The 17,668-nt window shown below is 70.9% G+C and carries 10 protein-coding genes; 7 read left to right on the forward strand and 3 right to left on the reverse strand.

Features of this window, described 5'->3' with window-relative positions:
* Positions 1-7: 7 nt before the first annotated feature.
* The 4 genes from CU254_RS09355 (at position 8) to lgt (ending at position 4,852) form a co-directional block, all read left to right on the forward strand.
* Positions 8-1,423 (forward strand): APC family permease, encoded by a 1,416-nt coding sequence (locus CU254_RS09355; RefSeq protein ID WP_009074983.1) that lies wholly within the window; start codon positions 8-10, stop codon positions 1,421-1,423.
* Positions 1,420-2,556 (forward strand): amidohydrolase family protein, encoded by a 1,137-nt coding sequence (locus CU254_RS09360; protein WP_009074985.1) that lies wholly within the window; start codon positions 1,420-1,422, stop codon positions 2,554-2,556. The genes CU254_RS09355 and CU254_RS09360 overlap by 4 nt, the downstream gene beginning before the upstream one ends.
* On the forward strand, positions 2,553-3,725 hold the full coding sequence (locus CU254_RS09365; RefSeq protein ID WP_009074987.1) for a M20 family metallopeptidase: 1,173 nt from the start codon (positions 2,553-2,555) through the stop codon (positions 3,723-3,725). Before CU254_RS09360 ends, CU254_RS09365 begins: the two co-directional genes overlap by 4 nt.
* Positions 3,726-3,820: 95 nt before the next feature.
* Positions 3,821-4,852 (forward strand): prolipoprotein diacylglyceryl transferase, encoded by a 1,032-nt coding sequence (gene lgt, locus CU254_RS09370; protein ID WP_009074988.1) that lies wholly within the window; start codon positions 3,821-3,823, stop codon positions 4,850-4,852.
* Positions 4,853-4,934: 82 nt separating this feature from the next.
* Here the strand turns inward: lgt and CU254_RS09375 are convergent, their stop codons facing one another.
* Genes CU254_RS09375 through CU254_RS09385 form a run of 3 tightly spaced genes read right to left on the reverse strand, consistent with a single transcriptional unit; the run spans position 4,935 to position 7,930 of the window.
* A complete protein-coding gene (locus CU254_RS09375) occupies positions 4,935-5,747 on the reverse strand; it encodes a hypothetical protein (protein ID WP_009074990.1) in 813 nt (270 codons plus the stop codon).
* 15 nt (positions 5,748-5,762) lie between these two features.
* Entirely contained in the window at positions 5,763-7,553 is a 1,791-nt protein-coding gene (locus tag CU254_RS09380) for a hypothetical protein (RefSeq protein WP_009074992.1), read from the reverse strand.
* 35 nt (positions 7,554-7,588) lie between these two features.
* Positions 7,589-7,930, reverse strand: a complete 342-nt coding sequence (locus tag CU254_RS09385) for a hypothetical protein (RefSeq protein WP_037713071.1) — start codon at positions 7,928-7,930, stop codon at positions 7,589-7,591.
* A gap of 396 nt (positions 7,931-8,326) precedes the next feature.
* Here CU254_RS09385 and gltB point away from each other — a divergent pair, with 396 nt between their 5' ends.
* The 3 genes from gltB (at position 8,327) to CU254_RS09400 (ending at position 17,621) form a co-directional block, all read left to right on the forward strand.
* Positions 8,327-12,868 carry a glutamate synthase large subunit gene (gltB, locus tag CU254_RS09390; protein ID WP_009074996.1) on the forward strand — a complete coding sequence of 1,514 codons (4,542 nt, stop codon included), beginning with the start codon at positions 8,327-8,329 and terminating at the stop codon, positions 12,866-12,868.
* Positions 12,861-14,369, forward strand: a complete 1,509-nt coding sequence (locus CU254_RS09395) for a glutamate synthase subunit beta (protein ID WP_009074998.1) — start codon at positions 12,861-12,863, stop codon at positions 14,367-14,369. Before gltB ends, CU254_RS09395 begins: the two co-directional genes overlap by 8 nt.
* An 81-nt stretch (positions 14,370-14,450) precedes the next feature.
* Positions 14,451-17,621 (forward strand): hypothetical protein, encoded by a 3,171-nt coding sequence (locus CU254_RS09400; RefSeq protein WP_009075000.1) that lies wholly within the window; start codon positions 14,451-14,453, stop codon positions 17,619-17,621.
* Positions 17,622-17,668 lie beyond the last annotated feature (47 nt).

Here is a 17,668-nt window from a genome sequence, read left to right on the forward strand (position 1 = left end):
CGCATCCGTGTCCGGAGACCGTCCCGAATTGCGGCGCACTTTGTCAGTCTGGCAGGCCGTCGGGCTGTCCGTCGCGCTCATGGCACCCAGCATGGCCGCGAACATCAATCCACAGCAAACCGCCGCGGCCGCCGGACGCGCGGTGCCGCTCGCATTCCTCCTTTCGGCGGCAGGAGTGCTGCTGGTCGCGTACGGCTTCGTCCAGCTTTGCCGTCACTACCAGCACGCCGGTTCGGTCTACGCCTTCGTCGGCGCGACCCTCGGCCCGCGCGCGGGCGTGGTGTCCGGGATCGGGCTCCTCGGCACGTACACCTTCTACGCCGTGGTCACCAGTTCCGCCGCGGGCGTGCTGGGGACGGCGTTCCTGACCCAGGTCGGGATCTGGCCGCATCCGCCGTCGTGGGGACCGTTCGTGCTGACCGCGGTCGCGTTGCTCGGGAGCTGGCTGCTCGCGGTCGCCCCGGCTCGCCGCGGCACCAGCACGTTGCTCGCCGTCGAGGGCGCGACCATCGCGCTCATCCTGCTGGTCACCGTGGTCATCCTGGTCCGGCTGATCGCGGGCGACGCCCCCAGCGGCCGGTTCACGCCGCAGGTTTTCGTGCCGGACACCGGAGTCTCCGGCGTCTTCCTCGGCGCGGTGTTCGGGTTCTTGTCGTTCGCCGGTTTCGAAGCCGCCGCGACGCTCGGCGAGGAAACCCACGACCCGCGCCGCAACATCCCGCGCGCGATCCTCGGCACGGCCATCTTCGGCGGCGCCTACTTTGTCCTGGTGACAGCCGTCGAGATGATGGCGTTCGGCGGCAACGCCACCGCGTTCCACGATTCCCCTTCGCTGCTGGGCGATCTGGGGAGCCGTTTCGTCGGCCCCTGGGTCGGCGACGTCATCAGTGCGGGTGCCGCGATCAGCGCGTTCGGCTGCTGCCTGGCCTGCGTCGTCGGTGGCTCGCGCCTGCTGTTCGCCCTCGGCCGCGACGCCTTCGACGGCCGCGGCATCGGCCGGATCTCCGCCAAAGGCACCCCCGCCGTGGCCGTCACGGCGGTCGCACTCGCGGCCGCGCTGATCATCTTGCTGTGCGCGGTGTTCTTCGGTGCCACCGCGGACGACACCTTCGCCTGGGCGGGCTCGATCGGAACCTTGATCCTGTTGGTGATCTACCTGCTCACCACACTGGGCGCGATCCTGCTCCTGTTCGTGCGACGGCGAATGCGCGTGCCGTGGTGGCATTTGGCGTTCCCCATCGCCGCGCTGGTCCTGCTCGGCTACACCGTCTACGTCAACGTGGTGCCATATCCGACCGAGGGCCCGGCTCGGTGGTTCCCCGTCGTGGCGGGCGGGGTGCTGGTGCTGGCGGTCGGCGTGGTCGCCTCGGCGCCCCGGTTCGCCCGTAGGGTGGGGGAGAGGCTCGCTGAAGGAGACGCATGACCGATCTGCTGGATTTCGTCGCAGACCTGCCATTGGTCGACCATCACTGCCACGGCGTGCGGACCGGCGGCGTCGACCGCGACGGGTTCGAGCGGATGCTGACCGAGGCGGACACCGTGTCGCCGCTCGGGACGTCGTTGTTCGATTCGCTCATCGGCCTGTCCGTGCGCGAACGCTGTGCGCCGGTGCTCGACCTGCCGAAGCACGCCCCGGCTGACGACTATCTCGCGCGGCGTGCCGAGCTGGGCGCGGCGGAGGTCAACCGGCGCTTCCTCCGCGGCACCGGCAGCACGGATTACTTGCTGGACGGCGGTTTCCTGCCCGAATCCCTCACCACCACGAAAGAATTCGCCGAGCTGGCCGACGCCCGCGCGCACGACATCGTCCGGTTGGAGCAGGTCGCCGAAGACGTCATCGGCGGGACCAGCGCGGCCGGGTTCGCCGATGACTTCGCCGCTGAGCTTGACCGTCGCACCACCACCGCGGTGGGCGTGAAGTCGATCGCGGCCTACCGGGTCGGGCTGGAACTGTCCGGGGAACGTCCGGCTCCGCACGAGGTCGAAGCCGCGGCCGGGCGGTGGCTGAGGCGGATCGAGGCGGGCGAACCGGTCCGGCTGGCCGACGAAGTGCTGCACCGGCACCTGATCTGGGCGGGCATCGACCGGCGGCTGCCGGTGCAATTCCACGTCGGCTACGGTGATTCCGACGTCGACCTCCACCGCTGCGATCCCTTGCGGCTCACCGGTTTGCTGCGTGCGACCCGCGACACGGGCGTCCCGATCCTGCTGTTGCACAACTACCCGTTCCACCGCAACGCCGCCTATCTCGCGCAGGTTTTCGAGCACGTCTTCGTCGACGTCGGCCTCATCACCCACAACGCGGGCTTCCGCGCGCCCGCGATCCTGGCCGAGACGCTGGAGCTGGCCCCGTTCGGGAAACTCCTTTTCTCCACCGACGCGTTCGGCCTCGCCGAGCTGTATCACCTGGGCACCGCGCTGTTCCGGCAAGGACTGTCCGACTTCCTGCGCGCCGCCCTCGCGGCCGACGCGCTGTCCGAAGTGGACGCCGTCCGGCTGGCCCACTTGGCCGGCCACGAGAACGCGGCCCGGATCTACCGGCTGGAGCGGAAATGAACGACCTGGTCGAGGCCTGGCGCGCCGCGTTGGCCGAGGAACTGCCCGCCGCGGTCGAACTGCGCCACCGGATTCACGCCGACCCGCGCGGGTCCGGCGACGAGGACGACACCGCCCGGGTCGTGGCCGCCGCGCTGGGCGAGGGCGAGCGGGTCGCGAAGACCGGGCGGCTGATCGAGATCGCCGCTCCGCACCCGGGGCCAGCGGTCGCTCTGCGCGCCGAACTCGACGCGCTTCCGGTAGTCGAGCGCACCGGCGTCGAATGGGCCGCGAAGACGGGGCTGATGCACGCCTGCGGCCACGACGTCCACCTCGCCGCGCTGACCGCGGTCTGCCGGGCCGCGCGGCGGGTCGAACTCCCGCGTCCGCTGTACGCGATCCTGCAGCCGCGCGAGGAGACGTCGCCGTCCGGAGCGCTCGACCTGGTCGAATCGGGCATTCTGGAAGAGCGCGGCATCGACACGGTGATCGGCGCGCACGTCCAGCCGCGGCTGGCGTACGGCGTGGTCTCGGCCGCGCCGGGGCCGGTGAACGCGTCCACCGACGAGTTCGAAATCGTGCTGCACGGACTGGGCGGGCACGCCGGATATCCGCATCTTCTGCGCGACCCAGTGCTGGCGATCAGTCAGCTAGTGGTGAGCCTCCAGCAGGTCGCGAGCCGCCGGATCGACCCGATGCACGGCGCGGTCTGCACGATCGGCCGGCTGGCCGCGGGGACGGCGGCGAACGTCGTGCCGAACACCGCGTCCGCGTTCGGTTCCCTGCGGCTGATGCGCGCGAGCGACCGCGAACGTGCGCTGGAGGCGCTCGACGAGATCGTGCACGCCACCGCCCGCGCCTACGGCTGCACCGCCGACCTCCGGATCAGCCCGTGCGAGCCCGTCCTGGTCAACGACCCGGCGCTGGCCGCCGCCGCGAGGATCTGGCTCGAACGCGGCGGAGCGGACGTGGATGTCGATTTCCGGTCTTTCGGCGCGGACGATTTCGCGCATTACTGCGGCGACGGCGTCCGCGGATTGATGCTTTTCGTCGGCCTCGGCGAGACCGCGGGCGCGCCGAGCCTGCACGGCGAAACGTTCCTGCCCGAGGACTCCGCGGTCGGCCAGGTCGCGGACGCGCTGCTCGCCGGGTACCTCGCGGCGGCCTCCGACCTGGAGTATCCGGGCTGACCGGGGACGGCCGTGACCGGGCTGTGACCGGGACTTGACTCAGGGTTCCGCGGCACCGGGACCACGACCGGGGCCCGACGCGCTACGGTGGCCGCGTGTACTCCGCAGCATTCCTGGCCACGATCCCGAGCCCCGACCAAGGCGTCTGGCACCTGGGCCCGATCCCGATCCGGGCGTACGCGCTCTGCATCATCGCCGGCATCATCGTCGCGATCTGGTGGGGCGAGCGGCGCTGGGAGGCCCGGGGCGGCACCAAGGGCACGGTGCTCGACGTCGCGGTGTTCGCGGTGCCGTTCGGCCTGGTCGGCGGCCGGCTCTACCACGTGATCACCGACCCCGAGCTGTACTTCACCGAGGGCAAGAACCCCTGGAACGCGTTCGCCATCTGGGACGGCGGGCTCGGCATCTGGGGCGCGGTCGCGCTCGGCGCCGTCGGCGCGCTGATCGCCTGCCGCCGCCGGGGCATCCCGCTGCCCGCGATGGCCGACGCGATCGCGCCCGGCATCATCGTCGCGCAGGCGATCGGGCGGCTCGGCAACTACTTCAACCAGGAGCTGTACGGCGCGCACACCGACCTGCCGTGGGGCCTGGAGATCTACCAGCGCATCAACCCGGAGACCGGGACCCCGGACGCCCTCGGCGGCGTCGCGACCGGGCACATCCCGCTGCCGGAGAGCCCGGTGCACCCGACGTTCCTGTACGAGCTGATCTGGAACCTGCTCATCGCGCTCCTCGTGGTGTGGGCGGACCGCAAGTTCAAGCTCGGCCACGGCCGCGCGTTCGCGCTGTACGTCGCGGGCTACACCGTCGGCCGCTGCTGGATCGAGCTGATGCGCACCGACACCGCCAACCACATCCTCGGCCTGCGGGTCAACGTGTGGACCTCGATCCTGCTGTTCGTCGGCGCGATGGCGTACTTCGTCCTCGCGGCCAAACGCGGTCCGCGCGAGGCCCCGGAGACGTTGCGCAGCAAGGGAGACGAACCGGCCGCCGCGGTCGAGTCCACTTCGGACGACGCGGGGGAGAAGCCCGCTGAGCCGGACGAGAAGGACGCCGCGGCGGAGGACACTGTGGACGCTGGGTCTTCCTCCGCGTCGGGCGAGAACGGCAAGTCCGAGAAGTCTTAGGCGCAGAGCTGAAAAGAGGTCCCCGCCCGGGTTGGGCGGGGACCTCTTTCGTGCGGCGGACTTCTGTGAGTGCGGAGCGGGTTCAGCCGAGGAACGAGCCGCCGAAGTAGTCGTCGTCATCGCCGGAGTCCTGGCGCCGGGCGCGGCGGCCCGGCGACGGCGGCGGCTGGGGCGCGGACCGCTTCGGGCGGTCGCCGCGGTCGGCGAGCGGGTTGGCGAAATCGTCCTCCGGCTCCGGTTCCGGGGCGCGATGCCGCGGCGGAGCAGGAGGAGCCGGCGGTGCGGGCAGTTCCTCCTTCGGCGGAGCGGGCGGCGGAGGCGGCGTCCGGTCCGCGAGCGGATTGTCGTTCGTGTACTCGCCGGGCTCCGGAGCGTGCGGCGGGACGGGCGGCTGCGGCCGGGCGCTGCTCGCCAGCGGGTCCTCGGCGGAGAACCCGGCGGGCCGGTCCGGCGTGTCCGGATACGTCGCGCGTCCGGTGCCCGACAACGGGTTCCCGGCGCCGCCGGTGCGCGCCTCGAGGATTTCCTCGGGGCTCTGGCCCTCCTCCAGCTCCTCGAGGATGTCCTTGGCCTCGCTGAGCTTCTCGTCGGCGAGCGCGCGGACGTCGGGGTCGGCGAAGGCCCGGCCCGCGGCGACGTCCTCCCACGAGAACTCGCCCGCGTCGACCTTCCGCTTGATCAGCCGCAGCTGCGCGGGAGCGTCCGGACGCGAGGCGGCCCGCTTGATCGCCTCGATCCGTTCCGGGGTGTCGGTTTTGGGCAGCGGGCGGAGCTTGATCTTCTCCAGGTCCTTGAGCAGCTGCTGGGATTTGCGGACCGCCCGGTCGAGTGCGGCCTCGGCCTCCCGCAGCTCCGGCGTCTTCCACGAATCGTCCGCGGTGACGGGCTGGGACATCTCGGCAGTTCCTCCTTAGTCGATGCGGCCGTGGATCCGGCCGCTCGCCGAGCGACGGGGCGGATGGGACGGGGGGTGGGACGGCGGATGGTTCGCGGGCGGGTGGTTCGGCTGCGCCGGCGGGTGGTTCGGCTGCTGCGGGGGCTGGTGGTTCTGCTGGTTCTGCGGAGGCTGATGCTGCGGACCGTCCGGTTCGGACCGCTGGTTCTGCCCGCGTTCGCCCGACCCCGGCGACCGGTCGCCGTCCTCGCCGGCGCGGCGGTCGCCGTGGTCGCCCGAAGTGCGGTCGCCCTCGTCCTCGCCGGACTCGCGCGAGCGGCGGTTCTCCTCGTGCGCCTCGCGCGCGCCCTTGACGCCTTCCTTGCCCGCCTCGACCGCGTCCTTCGCGTCCTGGCCGATGCCCTTGGCGTTGTCCTTGATGTCGCCGACGTCGCCGCCGATGTTCTTCGCGATGTCGACGAGATCGCCGATGCTGCCGACGTCCTTGATCTTCTGCAGCTGCGACCCGATGTCCTTGATCGAGTTCCAGATCTCCTGGACCCGCGTGATGATGTCCTTGATCATGTCGATGATCGAGATCAGGGCGTTGATCAGCGGGAGCAGCTCGGACAGCGCGGTGATCGCGTCCGCGACCCAGCCCGCGATCGGAATACACGCCTCGGCGGCCATCACCAGCAGCCGGTCGATCAGGCTCTTCAGCAGGTCGAGCGCCTTGGCCGCGAGCTTCTTCGACGTGTCCGACAGCAGGTCGAAGCCCTTGGCGATCAGCGACGCGATCCCGGCCTCGGCGGCGAGCCCCGCCCGCCATCCGGCCTGCACGTAAGCCTTGTGCTCCAAGGAAGCCATGCCGTGCCAGGATTCGCTGACGGTCTTCTCGTTGGCGACCATCACCTCGGAGAACGCCTTCATCGCCTCGGAGATGTTGCGCCACGCCTCGGCGTCGGCCGACATCTTCGAGAAATCGCCGGTGAGTGGTTCGATGAACTGCTGGGTGAGCGTGGTGCCGGTGAATTTCTGGTACACCCACTCGACGGCCATCACCTCGACGCCGGCGTCCTTCACCAGCGCCTGGACGTCCTCGCCGGACGTGTCTTCCGGCGGCTGCAGCAGTTCGACGATCGAATCGCCGCGGTCGAAGTCGCCGGTGCCGCCCGGGACGCCGCCGGGCTCCCCGCCCGAACCGCCGCCGCCCGGGTCTCCGCCCGAACCGCCGGTGCTGCCCTCGCCGCCGTTGCCGCCGCCTTCGCCGCCCTCGCTGCCGGTGCCGCCTTCGCCGCCCCCGTCGCCGCCTTCGCTGCCGGAGCCGCTCTCGCCGCGCCCTCGCCCGTCGCCGCCTTCTTCGCCGCCGTCCTGGCCGTCGCGGCCATCCCGGCCGTCGCGACCATCGCGACCGTCCCGGCCATCGCGACCGTCCCGACCGTCCCGACCGTCCCGGCCGTGTCCGTCGCCAGTGGACTGACCGTTGTCGTCGCCCTGCTGCCCGCGGTGCCTGCCGTTGCCGTTGTCGTCGCCCGAGTTGCCGGAGTTGCCGCCGGTTCCCCCGGTGCCGCTCGGATGCGTCTGGTCGCCGCCCCCGGAAGGACGGCGTCCGTCCCCGCCGGCGCCGGGATGCTGGTTTCCGCCCGGATGCGTGGGCTGCTGACCGCCCGGAGGCGGCTGGTTTCCCGGGTGCGGCTGGGTGTTTCCCGGATGCGGCTGGTTGCCGGGATGCGGCTGGTTGCCGCCCGGACGGGACGGCGGATGCGTCGTCCCCGTGCCCCCGGAGTGGTGGCCGCCGCCGTGCCCTCCGCCGCCGTGCCGTGCCATGTCTGTTCCCCCTCGTCAGAACCGTGTGGTGCGCATCAGGCCGCGCCGCGGCCGGAGTCGATGCCGTCGAACTGGTCGATGAACTGCTGCAGCAGCTGCGCGGAATTCGCGTCGTGGTGCGCGTAGGCCTGCGCCGCCTGCTTGACCCCCTCCGACAGCGAGGTCAGCCGCGAGTGTCCGAAGTCGAGCGTTCCGCCGTAGAGGTTCGCGACCAGCTGCACCACCGGCTGCAGCACCACGAACAGGCCGGTGAACCCGGACGTGTCGCACGCGGTGGAGCGCATGTAGTCGTTGATCTTGCTGATCTTCTCGTGGAGGCTGTCGAGCACCTCGGCGTACTGGTTCATCGTCTCGACGTCGACTTTTATGCCGGACATGAAAGAAACCGCCCTCCCCGGGAGCTGTTGGTTGCCGAACACTATGGCAACCGACGATCACCGAGTGTGGGCGGTTCCCGGAAATTCGTGCGATTACCTGGGAGGATCGGGCGAAGGGGACGAAGCGGGCGCATCGACTTCGTCACGTGGCGGGTGCGCGGGGCCGCTTCCGGGCTTATGCTTCGTGGACCGAAGCATCGGGAACCCATCTGGAACTACGTCGTTCCACGCTGCCGGATCGTTACCGTTCTTCCCCGTTCGGGGAGCTCCGAGGCGCTGCTGGGGTGTTTCCCAGGTGTTAAAGTCGCGCTAACAAGCGGGCCATCGTCGTCCCGTGCGCTCCCCGCGGCCGGTTCGCCGGCCACCGCACGAAACGACGAAGGAGGTCCCTTTTCCATGATCTTCTCCGCCATCCCCGGCAAGCAGGGTCTGTACGACCCGGACACCGAGCAGGATTCCTGCGGCGTCGCCATGGTCGCCGACGTCCAGGGCCGCCGCACGCACGGCATCGTCACCGACGGTCTCGCCGCGCTCACGAATCTCGACCACCGCGGAGCCGCGGGGGCCGAGCCGACGAGCGGCGACGGCGCCGGGATCCTGCTGCAGCTGCCCGACGAACTGCTCCGCGCCGAGGCGGGTTTCCCGCTGCCCGCGGCCGGTGCGTACGCCGCCGGGATCGCGTTCCTGCCCTCCGACGACGAGCAGCGCCGCAAGGCGGTCGGGCTCACCGAACGGATCGCGGCCGAAGAAGGGCTCACCGTCCTCGGCTGGCGCGAGGTCCCGGTGGACACCGAGGGCGCGGAAATCGGCCCCACCGCGCGTTCGGTGATGCCGCGGTTCTCGATGCTGTTCGTGTCGTCCCCGCACGGCGAAACCGGCCTGGAGCTGGACCGGCTGGCGTTCTGCCTGCGCAAGCGCGTCGAGCACGAAAGCCTCGCTTCCGGCTGCGGCACGTACTTCCCGTCGCTGTCCGCGCGCACGATCGTCTACAAAGGCATGCTCACGCCCGAGCAGCTGCCGCGGTTCTTCCCCGACCTGCGCGATTCCCGGCTCACCAGCGCGATCGCGCTCGTGCACTCCCGGTTCTCCACCAACACTTTCCCGTCGTGGCCGCTCGCGCACCCGTTCCGGTTCGTGGCGCACAACGGCGAGATCAACACGATCCGCGGCAACCGCAACCGCATGCGCGCCCGCGAGGCGCTGCTCGAATCCGACGTGCTCCCCGGCGATCTTTCGCGGCTGTACCCGATCTGCTCGGCCGACGCGTCGGACTCGGCGTCCTTCGACGAGGTGCTGGAGCTGCTCCACCTCGCGGGCCGTTCGCTGCCGCACGCGGTGCTGATGATGATCCCGGAGGCGTGGGAGAACCACACCTCGATGGACCCGGAACGGCGGGCTTTCTACCAGTTCCACGCCAGCCTGATGGAGCCGTGGGACGGTCCGGCTTGTGTCACCTTCACCGACGGCACGCTCGTCGGCGCGGTGCTCGACCGCAACGGCCTGCGCCCGGCGCGCTGGTGGCGCACCGCGGACGACCGCGTGGTGCTGGCCAGCGAGGCCGGAGTCCTCGACGTGGCACCGGAAAACGTCGTCGCGAAGGGCAGGCTGCAGCCGGGCCGGATGTTCCTCGTGGACACCGCCGCGGGCCGGATCGTGGACGACGAAGAGGTCAAGTCCGCGCTGGCGCGCAAACAGCAGTACAGCGACTGGCTGCACGCCGGGCTGCTCAAGATCGCCGAGCTGCCCGACCGCGACCACGTGGTGCAGAGCCACGATTCGGTGCTGCGCCGCCAGCTCGCTTTCGGCTACACCGAAGAAGAACTGAAGATCCTGCTCGCGCCGATGGCCGCCAACGGGGCCGAGCCGATCGGGTCGATGGGGTCGGACACCCCGGTCGCCGTGCTGTCCAAGCGGTCCCGGCTGCTGTACGACTATTTCAAGCAGAACTTCGCGCAGGTGACCAACCCGCCGCTGGACGCGATCCGCGAAGAGCTGGTCACGTCGATGAGCCGGATCATGGGGCCGGAGCGCAATCTGCTCGCGCCCGGGCCCGCGTCGTGCCGGCACCTGAACCTGCCGTACCCGGTGATCGACAACGACGAGCTGGCCAAGCTCATCCACATCAACGACGACGGCGACCTGCCCGGTTTCGCCTGCAGCGTCCTTTCCGGACTGTACGAAGTGGACGGCGGGGCGGACGCGCTGGCGGCGGCGCTCGAACGAGTGCGCCGCGACGCGTCCGAGGCGATCGCCGCTGGCGCGCGCACGCTCGTGCTGTCCGACCGCGATTCCGACCACCGGATGGCGCCGATCCCGTCGCTGCTGCTGGTTTCCGCGGTGCACCACCATCTGGTGCGCACCAAGGAACGGCTGCGCGTGGCGCTGGTCGTGGAGACCGGCGACGCCCGCGAGGTGCACCACATCGCGCTGCTGCTGGGCTACGGCGCGGCGGCGGTGAACCCGTACCTGGCCTTCGAAACCATCGAAGACATGATCAGCCAGGGCGCGATCACCGGCATCGAGCCGGCGAAGGCGGTCCGCAGCTACGTGCAGGCGCTCGTCAAGGGCGTCCTGAAGATCATGTCCAAAATGGGCATCTCGACGGTCGGCGCGTACACCGCGGCGCAGGTGTTCGAAGCCCTTGGCCTGAGCCAGGAACTGCTCGACGAGTACTTCACCGGAACGTCGTCGAAGCTCGGCGGCGTCGGGCTGGACGTGCTCGCCGAAGAGGTCGCGGTGCGGCACCGCCGGGCGTACCCGGACAACCCGACCGACCGGGTCCATCGCGGACTCGAGACCGGCGGCGAGTACGCGTACCGCCGCGAGGGCGAGCTGCACCTGTTCACGCCGGAGACGGTGTTCCTGCTGCAGCACGCGTCGAAGACCGGGCGCGACGAGGTGTACCGCAAGTACACCGAAGAGGTGCACCGGCTCTACCGCGAGGGCGGCACGCTGCGCGGGCTGTTCAAGTTCCGCGAAGGCACGCGCGAGCCGATCCCGCTGGACGAGGTCGAGCCCGCGTCGGCGATCCTGCGCCGGTTCAACACCGGGGCGATGTCGTACGGCTCGATTTCGGCCGAGGCGCACGAAACGCTCGCCATCGCGATGAACCGCATCGGCGGCCGGTCCAACACCGGCGAGGGCGGCGAGGACCCGGAGCGGCTGTACGACCCGCAGCGGCGCAGCGCGATCAAGCAGGTCGCCAGCGGACGGTTCGGCGTCACCAGCGAGTATCTCGTCAACGCGGACGACATCCAGATCAAGATGGCGCAGGGCGCGAAGCCGGGCGAGGGCGGGCAGCTGCCGCCGAACAAGGTGTACCCGTGGATCGCGCGCACGCGGCATTCGACGCCGGGCGTCGGGCTGATTTCCCCGCCGCCGCACCACGACATCTATTCCATTGAGGACCTGGCGCAGCTGATCCACGACCTCAAGAACGCCAACGAGAAGGCCCGCATCCACGTGAAGCTGGTGTCCTCGCTGGGCGTCGGCACGGTCGCGGCGGGCGTGTCCAAGGCGCACGCGGACGTCGTGCTGATTTCCGGCCACGACGGCGGAACCGGCGCGTCGCCGATGAACTCGCTCAAGCACGCCGGGACGCCGTGGGAGATCGGGCTCGCCGAAACGCAGCAGACGTTGCTGCTCAACGGTTTGCGCGACCGGATCACGGTGCAGGTGGACGGGGCGATGAAGACCGGCCGCGACGTCGTGGTCGCGGCGCTGCTCGGCGCCGAGGAGTACGGCTTCGCGACCGCGCCGCTGGTGGTCGCGGGCTGCATCATGATGCGCGTCTGCCACCTCGACACGTGCCCGGTCGGCGTCGCCACGCAAAGTCCGGAGCTGCGCAAGCGCTACACCGGACAGGCCGACCACGTGGTGCGGTACTTCGAGTTCGTCGCCGAGGAAGTGCGGGAAACCCTGGCACAGCTGGGATTCCGGACACTCGACGAGGCGATCGGGCACGCCGAGATGCTCGACACCGACGAGGCCGTGCAGCACTGGAAGGCCTCCGGGCTCGACCTCGGCCCGGTGTTCGAGATGCCCGCCGAAACGCCGTACGGCGGCGCGAAGCGGCGCGTGCGCGAACAGGACCACGGCCTGGAACACGCGCTCGACCGCACGCTCATCCAGCTCGCCGAGGCGGCGCTGGAGGACGCGCATCCGGTGCGCCTGGAACTGCCGGTGCGCAACGTGAACCGGACCGTCGGCACCCTGCTCGGCTCGGAGATCACCCGCCGCTACGGCGGGGAGGGCCTGCCGGACGGCACGATCCACGTGCGGCTCACCGGTTCGGCCGGGCAGTCGCTCGGCGCGTTCCTGCCGCGCGGCATCACGCTGGACATGGTCGGCGACGCCAACGACTACGTCGGCAAGGGCCTGTCCGGCGGCCGGATCGTGGTCCGCCCGCATCCGGACGCGAGCTTCGCCGCCGAACAGCAGACGATCGCGGGCAACACGCTGGCCTACGGCGCGACGTCCGGCGAGATGTTCCTGCGCGGGCAGGTCGGCGAGCGGTTCTGCGTCCGCAACTCCGGCGCGACGGTCGTGGCCGAGGGCGTGGGCGACCACGCGTTCGAGTACATGACCGGCGGCCGGGCGGTGGTGCTCGGCCCGACCGGGCGGAACCTGGCGGCCGGGATGTCCGGCGGCAGCGCGTACGTGCTCGATCTGGACCGGGCGAAGGTCAACCAGGACATGGTGGACCTGCTTCCGCCGTCCGCGGAGGACCTGGCCTGGCTCAAGCAGATCGTGCAGAAGCACCACGACCTCACCCGCTCGGCCGTGGCCGCGTCGCTCCTGGGCGACTGGACCCGGCGCGCGGCGGCGTTCACCAAGGTGATGCCGCGCGACTACCAGCGGGTCCTCGATGCGGCGAAGGCGGCGCGCGCCGCCGGCCGCGACGTCGACGAAGCGATCATGGAGGCGGCTCGTGGCTGACCCCACCGGTTTTCTCAAGTACGAACGGCAGGAACCGAAGAAGAAGTCTTACGAGGAAAGGCTTTCCTCGTGGGGCGAGGTCTACGCGGACGTGCCGCCGGAGGAGCGCAACGAGCAGGTGCGCACGCAGGCGTCACGGTGCATGGACTGCGGCATCCCGTTCTGCCACTCCGGCGGTTCCGGCTGTCCGCTGGGCAACCTGATCCCGGAATGGAACGACCTCGTTCGCCGCGGCGACTGGGCGGCGGCCAGCGATCGCTTGCACGCCACCAACAATTTCCCGGAATTCACCGGGAAGCTGTGCCCGGCGCCGTGCGAGGCGGGCTGCGTGCTGTCGATCTCGCCGCTGTCCGGCGGGCCGGTCGCGATCAAGCGCGTCGAGGAGACGATCGCGGCGCAGTCGTGGGAAGCCGGATACGTGCAGCCGCAGGTGTCCGAGGTGTCGTCGGGCCGCAAGGTGGCCGTCGTCGGCTCCGGTCCGGCCGGGCTGGCCGCGGCGCAGCAGCTGACCCGCGCGGGCCACGAGGTCACCGTCTTCGAACGGGACGACCGGCTCGGCGGCCTGCTGCGGTACGGCATTCCCGAGTTCAAGATGGAGAAGAAGGTCCTCGACCGGCGCCTGGCGCAGCTGCGCAAGGAAGGCACGAAGTTCGTCACCGGCTGCGAGGTCGGCGTCGACCTGTCGGTGGAGGACCTGCGCGAGCAGTACGACGCGGTCGTGCTCGCCGTGGGCGCGCTGCGCGGGCGGGACGACCGCACCACGCCGGGCCGTTCGCTCGACGGCATCCACCTGGCGATGGAACACCTGGTGCCCGCCAACAAGTTCGTGGAGGGCGACGGCCCGTCCCCGGTCGACGCGAACGGCAAGCACGTCGTGATCATCGGCGGCGGCGACACCGGCGCGGACTCCTACGGCACGGCCACCCGGCAGGGCGCGCTGTCGGTCACCCAGCTCGACCAGTACCCGACGCCGCCGGAAACCCGCGACGACGAGCGTTCGCCGTGGCCGACCTGGCCGTACATCCTCCGCACCTACCCGGCGCACGAGGAAGCGGGCGAGCGGAAGTTCGCGGTCGCGGTCAAGCGCTTCGTCGACGACGGCGCCGGGCACGTCAAAGCCGTGGAACTGCAGCAGGTCCGCGTGCAGAAGGACCCGGAAACCGGCCGCCGCGAGGTCATCCCGGTGAACGACGAGATCGAAACCCTGCCCGCGGACCTGGTCCTGCTGGCGATCGGTTTCGAAGGCGTCGAGGAAATGCCGCTGCTGGAAGGCCTGGACCTCACGCTGACCCGCCGCGGCACCCTGTCGTGCGGCTCGGACTGGCAGACGGAAACCCCCGGAGTCTTCGTCTGCGGCGACGCCCACCGCGGCGCGTCGCTGGTCGTGTGGGCCATCGCGGAAGGCCGCTCGGTGGCGGCGGCGGTGGACACGTTCCTGACCGGTGCTTCGGACCTTCCCGCTCCGGTGCACCCGACCGCATTGCCGCTCGCGGTGGTGTGATCCCCCCTGGCTCGGGCCCCGGCGCAACGGCGCGCCGGGGCCCGTTTCGTGAGAAGCTGAGCTGTCGGAGGGGGTCTCCAGGTGGACGAGCGGATCACGAACCAGGTCCTGGGCCCGGTCACGGGCAAGCTCGTGCAGGTGGGCCACGCCGATTCGGTCGTCGTGCACGCGGCTCCGCCCGCCCGGTCCCGCTACCGGCAATGGGTCCGCCAGGTCGCCCCGGAACACCTCATCGGCCGCGAGTCGGAACTCGCCGAACTGACCCGCTTCTGCACCGCCCCGGACGACGCCCCCGCGTACGTGTGGTGGCGCGCGGCTCCCTGGACCGGCAAGTCCGCCCTGATGGCCTCGTTCGTGCTCTCGCCGCCCGACGGGGTGCGAGTGGTGTCGTTCTTCGTCACTGCGCGTTCGCTCGGCGACGACACCCGCGAGGCCTTCGTAGACGTCGTCCAGGAGCAGCTGGCGGAAATCCTTGAGACAGCGAAGGATCCCGAAGCCCGAAACCTCAACGCGGTCTTCTCCGAAGCCGCCGCACACTGCCGGAACCGCGGCGAGCGCCTGGTGCTGGTCGTCGACGGCCTGGACGAGGACCGCGGCGCCAGCTCCGGCGGCCACAGCATCGCCGCGCTGCTGCCGTTCCCCGAGCACGGCCTCCGCGTGATCGTCGCGAGCCGCCTCAATCCCGACGTCCCGCCGGATGTGCGCTCTGACCATCCTCTGCGCGCTCCCGGCATCGAGCGCTCCCTGGCCCCGTCGCCCGCGGCGGTCGCGGCGAAGGCCGACATGGAGCGCGAACTCGACGCGCTGCTCCAAGACCAAGAGGACCTGCTGGGCTTTCTGGTCGCGGCTCGCGGCGGACTCAGCAGCGACGACCTGGCGCAGCTGACTCAGCGCCGCCCGCGCGACGTCGAACGGGTCCTGAACAGCGTGGCCAGCCGGTCGTTCACCCGCCGCCCGGCGCATTGGCGGCCCCGCGAGGCCCCGGCGGTTTTCCTGCTGGGACACGAGAATCTGCACCGCGAGGCTGTCGAAGCCTTCGGGGCCGAACTTTCTCGGTACCGCGAGGCGATCGACGAGTGGGCCGCCGAGTACCGGTCGGCGGGCTGGCCGCCGGACACCCCGCAATTCCTCCTGCGCGGCTACTTCCGGCTGGTCCAGGAAAGCGGCGACGTAGCCACGCTGGTAGACCTTGCCGGAGACCCGGCGAGACACGAACGCCTGCTGGACGTCTCCGGCGGCGATCTGGCCGCGATGGGAGAGCTGGACGCCGCCCGTGCGGCACTGCTCGCCTCCGCCGAACCGGACCTCCTCCGCCTGATCACGCTCGACACGTACCGGGACAATTTCCGCGACCGCAACAAGATCACGCCGGTCCGCCTGCCCGCGGTGTGGGCCGCGCTGGGGCAGTTCGACCACGCCGTGGCGCTGGCGCAGGCCATGACCGATCCCCGGTCGCGCAGGCAAGCTCTGCTCGAGCTTTCCGAAGAGCTGGTCCGCGCCGGACAGCCGGAGCGAGCCGAGCAGTTGGCCGAGGACGAGCTTGACCCGGAGCTGTGCGACGCCCTGCTCGCCGAGACCGCTGTGGCTCTGGTGCGCCGCGGGGAACCGGGGGCCGCCGCGCGGATCGCCGACCGGGTCAGCGCGGATCAACGTCGTCGCATCGCCGCCGTCGCCGAACCGGACTTCTCCCGGGCCGGGCGCCTGGCGCGGGAAATTTCCCGGGACGACGTCCGGGATCGGACGCTCGTCGAACTGGCAGTGGCGGCGGTCGACGAGTTGGACGTGGCCGTCGAACTGGCCGCTGCCGTGAGTCGCGACCTGAGCCGCGACAGAGCGTTCTCGGAGATAGCGGAGCGGCTCGTCCGGCGCGGAGAAGTCGACCGGGCTCGCGCGCTCGCGCAGGAGCGCGGGGTCACCAGAGTGCTGTTCCGCCTCGACGTCACGGCCGAATTGGCCGCGTCGGAAGACCCGGCCGGAGTTGTCGTCGCGAGGTTCCCCGAAGGGGAGCGCGAGCACACGGTCGTGCCGCTCCTGATCGAATTCCTGGCCGAGACGGGCAGGCTGGCGGACATTCCCGCGGTGCTGGAATCGATGACCAACCCGTTCGCCCGGCGCACGGCGACCACCCGGTTCGTTCAGGCGCTCGTGGCCGCGGGCGAGGCCGACCAAGCCTTCCATTGGACCCTCCGGTACCCGGCCGCCCGCCGGTCGTCCTTCGAACTGGAAGCCGAAGCGCAGCGGTTCGTGGTCCTGGCGGAAGCGCTGCTGTCGGTGGGGGACTTCGCCCGCGCGCGCCAGGCGGCGGAGCGGGCGGAATCGGTGACCCGCCGTCCGGTGGACGACCCGCGCGCGGCGGCGGCGATCAGCGCGTTGAGCAAAACCGTCGTCGCGGCCGGGGATGTGCGCCGGGCCGAACTGCTCGCTCCTCTGGTGCAGTCGGACCTGCAGGGGCTGACCGAGATCAAATCGGTGGCGAGCCTTCTCGCCGAAAGAGGAGACCCGCGGATCGCCGAAAAGCTGATCCGGGGCGTCGATTTCTGGTCGGCGATGCGGGAACCCGTGATCCTGCTCGCCCGGCGCCTTCGGGCCGAGGGCGACCGCGCCGCGCTGGCCCGGATCGCCGAGTACGTCCGGAGCCGCGTGAAGGAGACCCCACCGGACTGGCGGCTCGGCTGGAACGAGTCGCGCTCGGCCGTCGTGATGCTGGCCGCCGCGGGCGAACCCGCCGAACTCGTCGAGCTGGTGGCCGCCCATCCGGAGGAGGCCCGGCTCGATTCGGCGATCGAGGACGCCATGGAGGACCTGGCGGCCCGCGGCGAGGCCGCCGTCGCTCTCGAGCTGTGCGGATATCTGGACGAGCGCGACGTGGTCCGAGTCCAGCGGACGCTCGTGCGCGGTCTGGCCGCGGCCGGGCATCTGGACCAGGCCGAAGCCGTCCTCGAGCGCGTCGAAGACGATCCGGAGCGCGAACGGCTCACCCTCGCGTTCCTGCCGGAACTCGCCCGGCACGACCTGCCCCGCGCACTCGCCCAAGCCCGGCTGGTCGAATCCGCCGAGGACCGCGCCCGGCTCCTGGTCGAAATCTCCGCCGCCGCCCCGCCGGACGAACGCCGCCGGATCCTCGCCGAAGCGGTCGGCCTCGACCACTGGTCCGTCATCGTCCCCGCCATGGACACCGGCGAACTCGCAGGTCTCCTCGACGTGGCCGACCGGTTCGGGGCGCTCTACCGCCAAGACGCCCCGGACGCGTGACCCTCGCCGCCCACCGGTCCGGGCGAAGGCGGCAGACCCTATCCTGA

This window comes from Amycolatopsis sp. AA4 (assembly GCF_002796545.1).
Lineage (GTDB): Bacteria > Actinomycetota > Actinomycetes > Mycobacteriales > Pseudonocardiaceae > Amycolatopsis.

Excerpts from the sequence above, each read along its gene's own strand:
- CU254_RS09360 (WP_009074985.1), top strand. The coding sequence starts at position 1,420 with ATGACCGATCTGCTGGATTTCGTCGCAGACCTGCCATTGGTCGACCAT.
- CU254_RS09365 (WP_009074987.1), top strand. The coding sequence starts at position 2,553 with ATGAACGACCTGGTCGAGGCCTGGCGCGCCGCGTTGGCCGAGGAACTG.
- CU254_RS09375 (WP_009074990.1), bottom strand. The coding sequence starts at position 5,747 with ATGTCCCAGCCCGTCACCGCGGACGATTCGTGGAAGACGCCGGAGCTG.
- CU254_RS09380 (WP_009074992.1), bottom strand. The coding sequence starts at position 7,553 with ATGGCACGGCACGGCGGCGGAGGGCACGGCGGCGGCCACCACTCCGGG.
- CU254_RS09385 (WP_037713071.1), bottom strand. The coding sequence starts at position 7,930 with ATGTCCGGCATAAAAGTCGACGTCGAGACGATGAACCAGTACGCCGAG.
- gltB (WP_009074996.1), top strand. The coding sequence starts at position 8,327 with ATGATCTTCTCCGCCATCCCCGGCAAGCAGGGTCTGTACGACCCGGAC.